This is a genomic window from Halopseudomonas phragmitis (genome assembly GCF_002056295.1).
Classification (GTDB): Bacteria; Pseudomonadota; Gammaproteobacteria; order Pseudomonadales; family Pseudomonadaceae; genus Halopseudomonas; species Halopseudomonas phragmitis.
This window is the reverse complement of record NZ_CP020100.1, coordinates 2,517,065-2,530,247: the sequence shown is the minus strand read 5'-3', so window position 1 is coordinate 2,530,247 and position 13,183 is coordinate 2,517,065. Positions and strand designations below refer to the sequence as shown.

Annotated in this window: 12 protein-coding genes; 10 read left to right on the top strand and 2 right to left on the bottom strand. The window is 60.7% G+C overall.

The window, feature by feature from the left end; all coding sequences use genetic code 11:
- The first annotated feature begins 22 nt into the window (after positions 1-22).
- From BVH74_RS18780 to tal, 10 genes are all read left to right on the top strand, one after another.
- Positions 23-145 (top strand): type VI secretion protein, encoded by a 123-nt coding sequence (locus BVH74_RS18780; protein ID WP_095625696.1) that lies wholly within the window; start codon positions 23-25, stop codon positions 143-145.
- 21 nt (positions 146-166) lie between these two features.
- Complete coding sequence (gene tagH / locus BVH74_RS11675; RefSeq protein ID WP_080050237.1) at positions 167-1,366, top strand: type VI secretion system-associated FHA domain protein TagH; 1,200 nt, start codon at positions 167-169, stop codon at positions 1,364-1,366.
- 5 nt (positions 1,367-1,371) lie between these two features.
- Positions 1,372-1,851 carry a type VI secretion system lipoprotein TssJ gene (tssJ, locus tag BVH74_RS11670; RefSeq protein ID WP_080050236.1) on the top strand — a complete coding sequence of 160 codons (480 nt, stop codon included), beginning with the start codon at positions 1,372-1,374 and terminating at the stop codon, positions 1,849-1,851.
- Positions 1,852-1,854: 3 nt separating this feature from the next.
- Complete coding sequence (gene tssK / locus BVH74_RS11665) at positions 1,855-3,186, top strand: type VI secretion system baseplate subunit TssK (RefSeq protein ID WP_080050235.1); 1,332 nt, start codon at positions 1,855-1,857, stop codon at positions 3,184-3,186.
- Positions 3,187-3,190: 4 nt separating this feature from the next.
- Positions 3,191-4,075 (top strand): type IVB secretion system protein IcmH/DotU, encoded by an 885-nt coding sequence (gene icmH, locus BVH74_RS11660; RefSeq protein WP_080050234.1) that lies wholly within the window; start codon positions 3,191-3,193, stop codon positions 4,073-4,075.
- A complete protein-coding gene (gene tssM, locus BVH74_RS11655) occupies positions 4,072-7,509 on the top strand; it encodes a type VI secretion system membrane subunit TssM (RefSeq protein WP_080050233.1) in 3,438 nt (1,145 codons plus the stop codon). The genes icmH and tssM overlap by 4 nt, the downstream gene beginning before the upstream one ends.
- The gene (locus BVH74_RS11650) at positions 7,509-8,237 is read left to right on the top strand and encodes a PP2C family protein-serine/threonine phosphatase (RefSeq protein WP_080050232.1); all 729 of its coding nucleotides are present in this window, start codon (positions 7,509-7,511) and stop codon (positions 8,235-8,237) included. Before tssM ends, BVH74_RS11650 begins: the two co-directional genes overlap by 1 nt.
- On the top strand, positions 8,234-9,235 hold the full coding sequence (locus tag BVH74_RS11645) for a serine/threonine-protein kinase (RefSeq protein ID WP_080050231.1): 1,002 nt from the start codon (positions 8,234-8,236) through the stop codon (positions 9,233-9,235). Before BVH74_RS11650 ends, BVH74_RS11645 begins: the two co-directional genes overlap by 4 nt.
- 80 nt (positions 9,236-9,315) lie before the next feature.
- Positions 9,316-10,341: a tRNA dihydrouridine(20/20a) synthase DusA gene (dusA, locus tag BVH74_RS11640; RefSeq protein WP_080050230.1), complete on the top strand. Its 1,026-nt coding sequence runs from the start codon at positions 9,316-9,318 to the stop codon at positions 10,339-10,341.
- A gap of 53 nt (positions 10,342-10,394) precedes the next feature.
- Positions 10,395-11,342 (top strand): transaldolase, encoded by a 948-nt coding sequence (gene tal / locus BVH74_RS11635; protein ID WP_080050229.1) that lies wholly within the window; start codon positions 10,395-10,397, stop codon positions 11,340-11,342.
- Positions 11,343-11,415: 73 nt separating this feature from the next.
- On the opposite strand, the gene rssC is transcribed toward tal, so the two are convergent.
- Both rssC and BVH74_RS11625 read right to left on the bottom strand, forming a co-directional pair.
- Positions 11,416-11,910 (bottom strand): anti-sigma factor antagonist RssC, encoded by a 495-nt coding sequence (gene rssC, locus BVH74_RS11630; protein ID WP_080051711.1) that lies wholly within the window; start codon positions 11,908-11,910, stop codon positions 11,416-11,418.
- A 2-nt stretch (positions 11,911-11,912) separates the two neighbouring features.
- Entirely contained in the window at positions 11,913-13,100 is a 1,188-nt protein-coding gene (locus BVH74_RS11625) for a SpoIIE family protein phosphatase (RefSeq protein ID WP_080050228.1), read from the bottom strand.
- Positions 13,101-13,183 lie beyond the last annotated feature (83 nt).

Below are 13,183 nucleotides of genomic sequence, written 5' to 3'. Positions count from 1 at the left end.
ACGTAAATAAGGAAGTCACCTCATGAGAAAATCCATCTGGTCCATCGTTCTGCTGTCTCTGGCCCTGCTGGCTGGGACCGGCTGTACAGGCAACCACAAGGACTACCGCCCGCTGGGCGAGCCGCAGGCCACTCGCGGCAACTGATTCACACAGGAGCAATATTCCATGGAACTGGTTTTCGATATGGTCAGCGCCCCGCAGCAAATTCCAGGCATGGCCGCCACCAAGACCTTCAAGCATGCCGGCGGCATCATCGGCCGTTCGGAGAGCTGTGACTGGGTTATTCCCGACCGCAACCGGGTCATTTCCGGCAAACATGCTCTGGTCAGCTATGACAATGGCGCCTTCTTCCTGACCGACACCAGCAGCAATGGCATTCATCTCAAGGACAGCGGCATGCCTCTGGCCAAGGGACAGCCTGTGCGGGTCGAGCATGGCAACGTTTTTTGCTTAGGTGACTTTGAGATTCGCGCCCGCCTGATCCAGAATCCGGCAGAGTTCGAAACCGGCCTGCACCACAGCCAGCCAACCGGCAGCATCATCCCCGACGATGCGTTTCTGGATCTGGATCCGCTCAATGCCCTGGATCAGCAGGAACAACGGCATTATCAGCCAGAGGACGAACTGTCGCTGCTCGCGCCTCAGCCAGAAGCAGTGCCGTTGCAACCACACGACTATGCCAGGATCGATACCGAAACACTGCCGGTACCGGAATTGGTACCCCCGCCACCGCCCCCAGCAGAGCCCGCGCCAGTAGTGCGTGAAGCCTTGCCGTCGACCTTCTGGGCCAAATATGAACAGGCTCTGGGAGTCAGCCTCGATGGCCTAAGCGAAGACCAGCGAGAAGCCCTGGCAATAGCTGCTGCCGGCTTGCTCAAGCAAAGCATTGGCAACCTGCAACAGACGCTCAAGACCCGCAGCGAACTGAAGGCGGAAATGCGCCTGGCACAAACCACGGTGCAAACCTCTGGCAATAACCCGATCAAGCACACGGCTGACAGCAGCGAGGCCCTGACCGCCCTGCTGCGCCAACAAGAGCCAGGCAAGATGCCCGCCGCCCATGCCGTAAGTCGCGCCTTCCGGGATCTGCAGGCCCATCAGGTAGCACTCAGCGCCGCCAGCCGCAGCGCGGTCAAGGCCATGTTCGAGCACCTGTCACCCGAACAGCTGACCTTGCGTTTTGAGCGCGAGAGCAAATCCCTGCTCAATACCGCCGGCGGCCGCTGGCGTGCCTACACCAAGCTGTACCTGGCGATGCAGAGCAACGACGACTGGAGCAAGCGTCTGTTCGCTCGTGACTTTGCCACTGCCTACGAAGAACAGATTCGTCTAATCGCCACCCTCAATACCGATATCCAAGGATGATCACCATGTTGCGTATTGCCGTAATTTCGCTACTGCTGCCCCTGCTCGCTCTGACCGGTTGTGCTTCGCTGGGCTCGGGCCCAAACACCCGGATCGACCTGACCCTGGAAGGTAGCCGCACACTGAATCCCGATCTGCATGGTCGCCCATCGCCGATCGTGATCCGTCTGTACGAGTTGAAGAACCCGGTGGCGTTCGAGCACGCCGAGTTCTTCGCCCTCTACCAGCAACCGCAGGAAGTGATGGCGCTGGATCTGGTGGCTCATGAAGAGCTGGAACTGCGTCCCGGCGAGCAGCAAACCCTGAAACTGACCACAACGGACCAGGGGCGCTACATTGGCGTTCTGGCAGCCTACCGCAATCTGCCGGAAGCCGACTGGCGCACCGTGATTCCTCTGCGCCAGGGCAACCGCAATCAGGTCACGCTGTATCTCGATGAACTGAGCATCCGCCCCCAGGCTGGCGGTCGCGGTAACGGGAACTGAGCCATGACAACACAGAAAGTAGTCTGGCACGAAGGCATGCTGCTGCGCCCGCAGCATTTCCAGCAAAACGACCGGTATTACGACCACCAGTTCAAGACCCGCACTCAGCAGTTGCATACAGCGGCCTGGGGGTTTTTCGGGCTGGAGATTGATCGCCAGTTCCTGGCCATGGGCAAGCTGGTAGTCAGCCAGGCCAGCGGCATTCTGCCTGATGGCAGCCTGTTCGAACTGGGCGCCGAGCGCGAGCCGCTAGCCCTTGATGTGCCTGCGAACACCAGCAACAGCGCGGTGTACCTGGCCTTGCCCCTGGTTACCGGCAATCATGTCGAGGCCCGGCGTGCGGAGCAGAAGGATGTGCTGGCCCGCTACCTGGCCAGCGAAGAGTCAGTCACCGACTCCAACGCCGGCGACAACACCGTCAGCCAGATCAGTTGCGCCCTGCAGGACTTCCGCCTGCTGATGGGCAACGAGGTGGACGACCCGGCTTTCGTCAAGATCAAGCTGTGTCACATCCTCGATACCACCCCCGATGGCGTGGTCAGTCTGGACGCCGACTTCGTACCAACGTTCCTGCACCTGCATGCCAACAGTTTTCTGTTGTCGTGCCTGAAGGAAGTCATCAGCATGCTCACCCACCGGGGCGACATCCTCGCCGAGCGTATCCGCGCCAGTGGCAAGGTCAGCGGAGCTGAGGTTGGCGACTTCATGATGCTGCAACTAATCAATCGCCACGAACCGATCCTGCGCCATCATCTGGCCGCCGAACAACTGCATCCGGAGCTGCTGTACCGCGAGCTGCTCGGCCTGCTCGGTGAACTGTCGACCTTCTCCAGCGAGAGCAAGCGCCCCAAGCTCGACAGCCGCTACCTGCACAGCGACCAGGGCAACAGCTTCCGCAAGCTGATGGACGCAATCCGCCAGGTGCTGTCGATGGTGCTCGAACAGCATGCCGTGGAGCTGGACCTGCAGCAACGCCAGTACGGCATCCAGGTCTCGCCGCTCAAGGATCACAAGCTGCTGGGCACCTCCTCGTTCGTCCTGGCCGCCAGCGCCCAGTGCGACTCCGAGGAACTGCGCCAGCGCTTGCCGGCGCACCTGAAGATTGGCCCGGTCGAGCGTATCCGCCAACTGGTCAACCTGCACCTGCCCGGCATCCGGGTCAAACCGCTGCCGGTGGCGCCACGGCAGATCCCTTTCCATTCGGGCAAAACCTATTTCGCGCTGGAACTCAACTCCGAGGAACTGGCGCAACTGGAGCGCTCGGGCGGCTTCGCCTTCCACGTTTCCGGCGACTTCCCCGAACTGGAGCTGAAATTCTGGGCCATCAGGAACTGAGATCATGATCAAGGAAATGGATTACAGCCAGGACGACCAGACGGTCATCCTCAACCGCAACGGCGACCTGCCGGCGAAGACGCCTCTGACCGACTTCTCCGCACCGCCGAAGCTGGAAAAGATCGACCAGCGGATGATTTACGCCACCCGCCGGCGCGCCAGTGAAGGCGTCAATCTGAGCCTCAACCCGCTGATTGCTGTCGCTGCGGCACTGCTATCGGAAGTGGTACGACTGAAGAACAGCTACCAGGCCGAAGACCTGCACGCCCTCAAGGACCGACTGGTCGCTGAAATCAAGCTGTTCGAGCACCGGGCCCTGCAGGACGGCGGCGACAGCAGTGAAGTCATGGCCGCCCGCTACGTGCTCTGTACTGCGATTGACGAAGCTGTGGTGACCACTCCCTGGGGCAACGAAAGCGCCTGGTCGCAAATGAGCCTGCTCAGCAGCTTTCACAATGAAACCTTCGGAGGCGAGAAATTTTTCCAACTGCTGGAGCGTCTGTCGCGCAATCCGGTCAAGCACCTGCACCTACTGGAACTGATGTACCTGTGCCTGTCGCTTGGTTTCGAGGGCAAGTACCGCGTCATGCCACGCGGAACCCTGGAACTGGAGGTGATCCGCGACAGCCTGTATCGGCAGATTCGCCAGTTACGGGGCGACATCCCCCGCGATATCTCGCCACACTGGCAAGGCCTCAAGGATGCCCGCGGCCACTTTGTCCGGGTCGTGCCCTGGTGGGCCATTACCCTGTTCACCCTGCTGTGTCTGGCCATCATGTATGGCGGCTTCAGCTGGGTGCTCAGCGAGCAGCGCCAAAGCATCATGCAGAGCTATGAGAGCCTGCACACCAGCCCCACTGACAGTACCTTCAGGGATGATTTGCAATGAACGTCAAAACCCTTCTTCTCAAAGGCATGGGCCTGTTCAGGCGTGACTGGGTATGGAGCCTGGTACTGGTCCTGGCCCTGGCCAGCCTGGTCTGGTTTGCCGGCCCAGCGCTGGCGATCAATGGTCGCGAGCCCTGGGGCTCGGCGGTCAGTCGACTGCTGACCATCAGCACGCTGTTTCTGATCTGGGGCCTGAGCCTGGTGTTCATCAGTTGGAAGGCCAACAAGCGCAAACAGGCCGAAGAGGATGATGCCGATGCCCAGGAGCGCATTCGCCGTGAAAGCCTGATCGTCGAAGAGCAGCTCGAACTGCACAGCCGCTTCAAGCAGGCCATGCGTACTCTCAGCCGCTCCAGTCTGTACAAAGGCCGCAGCGAGCGCTGGCGCAAGGAGTTGCCGTGGTACCTGCTGATCGGCCCCCAGGCCAGCGGAAAGACCAGTCTGCTGGACTTCTCCGGCCTGGAGTTTCCACTCAACAAGGGTGAGCAACGCCCCAACCGGGAGATCACCGGCACCCGCTACGCCGACTGGTACTTTGCCGAGCATGCGGTACTGATCGATACCACCGGCCGTTACCTGAACCAGCCCGACCCGCAGGTTGACAATATCGGCTGGCAGACCCTGATCGGGCTGCTGCGCAATCGCCGCCCTCGCCCACTCAATGGTGTAGTGGTGAACCTGCCGGTAGAACAACTGCTCAGTGACAACGAACTGGAGCTGGAGAATCTGGCCCGCCAGACCCGCCAGCGGCTGCTCGATGTCAACCAGAAACTCGGCGTCGATGTGCCGGTCTACCTGGTGCTGAGCAAGGCCGACCGCCTGCCTGGTTTTGATGAGTACTTCGACCAACTGTCCAGCGATGAAAGCGACCAGGTACTGGGCGCTACCTTCCGCCAGGAGCAAAACGGCACCGACATTCAGGTGGTACGCCAGGAGTTCGAGGAACTGCTGCGCAGGCTCAACAGCCAGGTAATCATGCGCATGCATCAGGAGCGTGACACCCAGCGTCGCGGCCGCATCCTTGACTTTCCGCACCAGCTCAGCCGGATTGGCGAGTCACTCAACCTGTTCATCGAACTGGCCTTCTCCGGCAACCGCTACCAGCGGGCCAGTCAGTTGCGCGGGTTCTACCTGACCAGTGCGCCGCAACTGCAGGGCGACATCGATCCCATGACCGCCAGCATTGGCCGCAACCTCGGTCCATCAGGCCGCGAACTGCCAACCGTGCGCAGCGGCCGGCCGCGCTTCATCAAGCATCTGTTGAGCCGGGTGATCTTTCCCGAATCAGCCCTGGCCGGTCTTGATCAGCGCGAAATCAAGCGCATCGACTGGCGCCAGCGCATCCTCTACGCCAGTGCCGCCGCCTGCCTGGTCCTGTTTGGCCTGGGTTGGGCCAGCAGCTTCTCCAACAACCATGGCAAACTCGAACAACTGCGCGACCTGTCCCAGAAACTGGACCGCCAGCAACGGCAAGTACCGGCAGGCGACAATATCGACCAGTTACTGGCGACTCTTGATACCCGCTATCAGGCTACTCAGGTCTTCGCCCCGCGTAGCGATACCCGCTGGCGTGAGCGTTACGGACTGTTCCAGGGCGACGAGGTCAACCCGGCGCTGTACGACGATTATCGTCAGGCCCTGGAAAACCTGCTGCTGCAGCGGGTTGGCCAGCGCCTGGAAGCACAAATGCTGTCCAGCCTCCATGATCGCGAAAAGCTGTTCGGCAGCCTGCGCGCCTATCTGATGCTGCACTATGCCGAGCGACGTGACCCGGAGTATCTGAAAGAATGGATGGCCGCCGACTGGTCTCAGCGCTACACCGGCAACACCCGTGTCCAGACCGGGCTGAACACCCATTTCGCCCGGCTGCTCGAAGGCCCGTTCCTGCCCTACCAGACTGACCGGGAACTGGTTGCCGAAGCCCGTCAGTACTTACGCAGCGAATCTTTGGCCAGCGTGTTGTATCGCATGCTTCGTGAGCAGGCTGCACGGCTGCCGGAGTACCGCATGATCAATCAACTCGGACCACGTGGTGCCCTGCTGACCAGTGCTCAGAACATCATTCCCGGCTTCTACACCCGCAACGGCTATCAGCAGATGTTCATTGCCCAGGGCGGTGATCTGGTGCAGAACATGCTGCGCGACAACTGGGTACTGGGTGACAGCGATACGCTCAGCGCCCAGGACCTGCGTCGCCTGATGGCAGAAATGGAGCAGCTGTACTTTGCCGATTACGCCAACTACTGGACCGAGGCACTGGCCCTGCTGGCGGTAGACCCCATGGCTGGTGTCAGCGAGGGCGCGCAGCAGCTCAGCAGCCTGACCTCAGCCAACTCACCGATCATCAAGGCGCTTGAAGAGGTGCGTCTGAACACCCAATTGAGCCTGAGCGACAGCAACGACACCAGTACTCGCAGCCCGAGTGCGGCTCAACGAGCATTGGAGCGCCGCTTCGAGGCCCTGCATCAACTGTTGAATCAGGACGGCAACCCAGGCCCAGAGCTGGTCAACGCCCTGCAGGCGCTGGACGCCATGCAGGGACAGCTCAACAGCCTGGCGCACGCCAGCGCTCCCGAGCAGGCGGCTTTCGACATGGCTCGCGCCCGGGTCGCCGGCCAGCAGGACGCCATCAATCAGGTCCGCGCCAGCGCCGCCCGTCTGCCGCAACCGGTCGACAAGTGGTTCAACGCCCTGGCCGCCGATACCTGGTTGCTGGTTTTGAATGATGCCTATCAACACATCAATCAGCGCTATCGTAGCGAACTGCTGGCTGCCTACCGCCGCTCGGTCGGTCAACGCTACCCGTTCAGCACCGAGACCGAGAGCGAAGTGGCGCTGGCGGATTTCCGTGAGTTCTTCAAACCACAAGGTACGGTTGACACCTTCTTCGATCGTTACCTCAAGCCCTTTGTTACCGGCAGCGCTGGCCAGTACCGCCTGCGCCAGGTCGATGGTCGAGGTTTGCCGGTATCACGCGAGTTTCTCGCCCAGATGGGCCGCGCCGAAACTATTCGTCGCAGCTTCTTTGCCGAGAACCCCAATGAGCCACTGGTACAGTTCCGCCTGGAGCCCATCATGCTTGACTCCAACCTGGGCCGGGCCAATTTCAGGCTAGGCAACCAGAGTCTCGAGTACCGCCATGGCCCGATCATCCAGACCGCATTCCGCTGGCCCGCCGATGACAACAGCCGCAGCAGCCTGACGGTCGAAGATCTGGGTGGTCGGCGCATGAGTCTGGATCAGAACAGCGGCGCCTGGTCGCTGTTCCGTCTGCTCGATCAATTGGAGGTTGACCATCACACTGATCGGGATGTGCTTATCCTCAAGGCCAATCTCGGTGGCATGCGGGCCAATTACCTGCTGCACAGCCAACGCTCGCCGAACCCGTTCGACCTGAGTCTGCTGCGCAGATTCAACCTGCCAGCGAGGATCTGATGGATTTGTTGACTCCCTGGCGCAGTTCCGCCCGTACCGACACAGGCAAGGTACGGGCGCGCAATGAAGACGCTTTCCTGGCGCTGCCAGAACGTGGCCTGTGGGTCGTCGCCGATGGTATGGGTGGGCACCAGAACGGCGCCCTGGCCAGCCGCATGATCGTCGAACGACTGGCCGAACTGCCGGGCGGCAGTGACCTTGACCGGCGGGTCAAGGAGCTGCGCCAGGCCCTGCATGACCTCAACCGTCGGCTAGGCAAGGAGCTCACCCTGACCGCGGACAAACCCGACCCGGTAATCGGCAGCACGGTGGTTGCCCTGCTGGTCGAAGGCGACCGCGCCGTCTGTGTCTGGGCCGGTGACAGCCGCTGCTACCTGTGGCGTAGCGGCAATCTGTATCAGATGTCGCGCGATCACTCACTGCTCCAGCAACTGATGCAGGAACAGCAGATGAGCGCCGAACAGGCCGCCAGCCAACCTGGCGCACACGCCCTGACCCGGGCCGTAGGTGCCAGCGAAACGCTGGTTCTGGAAGTAGTGGAGTTCACCGTCTACCCCGGGGACACTCTGCTGCTGTGCAGCGACGGGCTGTACCAAAGCATGTCCAGCACCATGCTGGGCAATGCCCTGAGCCTGCCTTCGACTTCGCTGGCACTCGAACGGATGTTCGAACTGGCACTCGACGGCCCCGCCCGTGACAACATCAGCGCAGTAGTCATTCGCCGATGAACTCAATGGAGGTCCCCGTGACTGCCCCACTCAAGGACGAGGACAACCTGTCCGACCTGACTCATTTCGCCTTCGGACAGAGCGAAGAAGCTCCCGCACCGGAGCCCATCAGCATCGGCCCGTTACCGGATATTCTCAACGGTCGCTATCACATCGAGCGCCTGCTCGGTGTCGGTGGCATGGGCGCGGTCTACCGTGCCCGTGATCTGTTGCGCGAACAGTTCGGCGACCCCGAACCTTTTGTCGCCCTCAAGACCCTGACCGACAGCTTCGCCGAATATCCTGATGCCAACGCCCTGCTCTACAGCGAGTTCGCCCTGACCAGCCGACTGCATCATGCCAACGTCATTCAGGTCTACGGCTTTGATGTCGACAGTGACTGTCAACGCGCGTTTATTACCATGGAACTGCTCAAGGGGCCAACCCTGGACCAATTGATCGAAGCCCACCCGGCCGGCATGGACTGGGAGCAGTTGCGCGGTATCGCCATCCCCTTGCTCCAGGCCCTGAGCTACTCGCACCAGCGCGGCGTACTGCATGGTGATCTCAAGCCCAGTAACGTGATGCTCACCGACGACGGCGTACGGCTGTTCGATTACGGCCTGGGCCAGGCCCGTCAAGGGCTGTTGCCCGGCCTGCCACGCCTGAGCCGGGCCCGCATCGCCGCCTGGACCCCACGTTATGCAGCGCTGGAGTTGCTCAACGGAGAAGCGCTCGGTAGCCCCGCTGATGTCTATGCTGTGGCCTGCATTCTTTACGAACTGTGCAGCGGCCACCACCCATTCAGTCGGCTGACCGCACGCCAGGCCAAGGCCATGGAACAGGACAAAACCCTGGAACGCCCGCCCAACCTGCCCAGCCATTGCTGGCCCGCCCTGCGCAGTGCATTGGCTTTCGAGCAACAGCAGCGCATCGACTGCCAGACGCTACTGACAGCCTTCAGCGCCCCGCGCCCAACTGTCCTTCGCCGTTTGTTCCGTGTGCTCGGCCGAAGCTGAGCACAGGTCGCGGTTTATCGGTATTCACAGGCCCGGGTTCTGCTACAATGCCGCCCCTGATCAAAACCTGACCAGTTGCCATGAGCCTACAGCCCCCCACACTACACCGCCCCGGCCCATCCCGACGCTTCTGCGTTGCGCCGATGATGGACTGGACTGATCGTCACTGCCGCTTCTTTCTGCGCCTGATCAGCCGCCAGGCACTGCTGTACAGCGAAATGGTCACCACTGGTGCGGTTATTCATGGCGACCGCACACGTTTTCTCGGCCACAGCCCGCAGGAGCAGCCTCTGGCATTGCAGCTGGGCGGCAGCAATCCGGCCGAGCTGGCCACCTGTGCAGCCCTGGCCGAACAGGCCGGGTATGCCGAGGTCAACCTGAATGTAGGCTGTCCCAGCGACCGGGTTCAGAACAACATGATCGGCGCCTGTCTGATGGGCCATCCGGCCCTGGTGGCCGATTGCGTCAAGGCCATGCTCGAGGCCTGCAGCATACCGGTCACAGTCAAGCACCGCATCGGCATCAACGGTCGCGACAGCTACGACGAGCTATGTGATTTCGTCGGCCAGGTGCATGAAGCCGGTTGCGACACCTTCATCGTGCATGCCCGTATCGCCATTCTTGAAGGCCTGTCACCCAAGGAAAACCGCGAGATTCCACCGCTGCGCTACGAGGTGGTCAGACAATTGAAGGCTGACTTCCCACAGCTGGAAATTATCCTCAATGGCGGGCTTGCCAGTCTGGATCAGATGCAGGCGCAACTGGACTGTCTGGATGGCGTCATGGTGGGCCGTGAGGCTTACCACAACCCCTACCTGCTGGCCGAGGTCGACCGCCGTTTCTATGCCGACGAGCAACCGGTCCGGAGCCGGATTGAGGTGCTGGAGGCGCTACGTCCCTACATCGTCGCCCACCTGGAACAGGGCGGCCTGATGAACCATGTCACCCGCCACATTCTCGGGCTGTTCCAGGGCCTACCCGGCGCACGTCACTTCCGCCGCCAACTGAGCAGTGAAATCCACCGCTGTGAAGATCCTCTGGCGCTTTATGACGAGCTGCTGAGCGACATGACTCGGCGGATGCAGCCACGGGATTGCCCGGTGTAACAGGCTTGCGGTAAGGTCAACCAAGGACTTCACGTTTTCGTTCAAGGCCGACCATGACCAGCAAACTCGACAGCCTCAAGCAACACACCATCATCGTCGCCGATACCGGCGACATTCAGGCCATTCGTGCCCTGCAGCCGGTCGATGCGACGACCAACCCGTCCCTGCTGCTCAAGGCCGCCGAGCAACCGGAGTACCGCGCTCTGCTCGACCAAGCCCTGCGCCAGGCCGCCGGCAGTCTCGACCCGATCAGCGAAGCCTGTGACCGGTTTGCCATTGCCCTGGGCAGTGAAATCGTCAAACTGGTGCCCGGGCGCGTCTCTACCGAGGTCGATGCGCGCCTGTCGTTTGACCGCGACGCCACCATTGCCAAGGCCCACCGGCTGATTGAAGGCTATGAAGAGCTCGGAATCACCCGCGACCGGGTGCTGATCAAGATCGCCGCTACCTGGGAAGGCATCCAGGCGGCTGCGGCGCTGGAGCGCGAAGGCATTCAGTGCAACCTGACTCTGCTGTTCTCCTTCGCCCAGGCCCAGGCCTGTGCCGATGCAGGGGTCTTTCTGATCTCCCCGTTCGTTGGGCGGATCTACGACTGGTACAAGCGTCAGGAAGGTCGGGATTTCAGCGGTCTGGACGACCCAGGAGTGCAATCAGTTGCGCGGATTTTCCGCTACTACAAGGAACATCTGTACGCCACCGTGGTGATGGGCGCCAGCTTCCGCAATATTGGCCAGATCGAAGCCCTAACCGGATGCGACCGGCTGACCATCAGCCCCGCCCTGCTCCAGCAACTGGCCGGCGAACCCGGTGAACTGGAGCTGTCCCCTGCGCTAAGGGGTACGGCCGACTCGCGAACAGTGCTGGACGAACGGGCATTCCGCTGGAGCCATAACGAAGATGCCATGGCCACCGAAAAGCTGGCCGAAGGCATCCGCGCTTTCGCAGCCGACCAGCTCAAACTGGAACGCCTTCTGGCTGCCCGGGCCGCCTCAGCAGCCTGAGCCCAAACTCGGGACAGCAGACCAGGGCCTCGGATCGGGGCCCATCCAAAAAAGGGCGGAACGGGGTTGCCAGTCAGCGATGCTGCTGGTCTGACTCGAGCGCACTAACCAGATCACGAAACGCATCGCGGTTATGCGCATTCAGGCTCATCAGGATCCGATGAGCCTCGAGCACCTTGGCCTTGACCATCTCTTCAGACAAGGTTTGCCCCGGCAGGTCCTGCAGTTCGGTCTCACTCGGTGTCGCTTCCGAGACGATATTGAATACCTGATCAAACCCCATGCTTTGCAACAGGCGATTCATGTCGTCGTGATTGGAGACCAGCGTCGGCAGGAAACCAACCTTCTCTTTCGACAGAATCGACAGCTTGGCCAGCAATCCTAGTGAGGTACTGTCGATGCCCTCGGTTTCAGTCAGATCAATCACGATCGACTGAAAGTTCAGAGCGCAAAAAATCTTTTCAATATAGGCATCCAGCGCCGCGCACAGAGTCAGGCGCACATCCCCGATAAACTTGAGGACAAAGGCACCCTCACATTCGGCGAACTGGATCTTGCCGGTGGTCATCATCAGGGATTCCTGCTCAACAGCAACACAGATATATCGTCCGGCATGGCCGTTTTACGGTCCATGCCCAGCAGTTTCAGCAGATTCTGCATTCCGCCGTCAGCCTGCTCCATCAATTCCGGCAGCCGCGCTTCCTTCTCCCTCAGAGTAGTACCCTCGATACAGTCGAGCACCCCATCCGAGCACAGCATCAGGGTGAAACACTCCGGCAGCTTGAGTTCATGATCCTCATACTCAGCATCCTCGAACAAACCGACCGGGCGGCCCTTGCCGGGCAGGTAGCTGGCCTTTCCTTCACTATAGAGCACCGGCAAAGGCAGATGCCCGCCGATACTGTAAGTCAATGTTCCGCTGGTTTCGTCGATCACACCGCCCAGCATGGTCACATGCTTGCCCAGCTTGCAACTGATCAGACTACGGTTGATGTGACCCAGCACATCCGAAGGCTTGAAGTGAATAGGTCCTTCACTTTCCTGCCGGCGCTGCTCATAAAGTAGCCGCGTGCTCATGAACTTGAGCAACACAGTCACAAACGCCGAGGATGAGCCATGACCGGACACATCGGCCAGATAGAACGCCACCTGAGTGTCAGACACGCGGAAGTAGTCAACAAAATCCCCTGAAAGGTACAGGGACGGAAAAATGCGGTGTTCGCACAGATAGGCGCCACTTTGCCAGGGGCTTGGTGGCAGCATGTTGAGCTGCACCTGATGGCCTGCCGCCTGATCATCCTTGAGCACTTTCAGGTGGTTTTCCAGTTCACGGTTGGCCTGCTCAAGGCGCTCGCGGATGCGCTGGTTCTCCAACCGCAAACGGGCCCGGTCGAGCGAGCGGCGTACCGCGTGCTCAAGCACTCGCATATCTTTGAGGGGTTTGATCAGGTAATCACTCGCACCTACTCGCAGCGCTTCGACCACATCGGTCATGACGCTGTCGGCGGAGATGACGATGACCGGGGTTTCCGGTGCTCTGTCAGTGATCTGCCGGACCAGCTCGAAGCCACTGATATCGGACATGTGCAGATCGCACAATACCAGTTCGGGTCGTTGGCTAGTGAACAGGTCGAGCCCTTGCTGGGCGTTGCCTGCCTGGAGCACATCGAAACCGCATGTTTCCAGATGTTTGCCGATGTTCTGACGCACGGAATCGTCATCATCGATTACCAGCAATGTCGTGCCAGGAAGCTGCATAGAGTCCCTACGCCAATGCCCCGAAACCGTCAGGTTGCGGGGCCACAGGGGTATTTATCTGTCTGATCAGGGTAACCTGACGC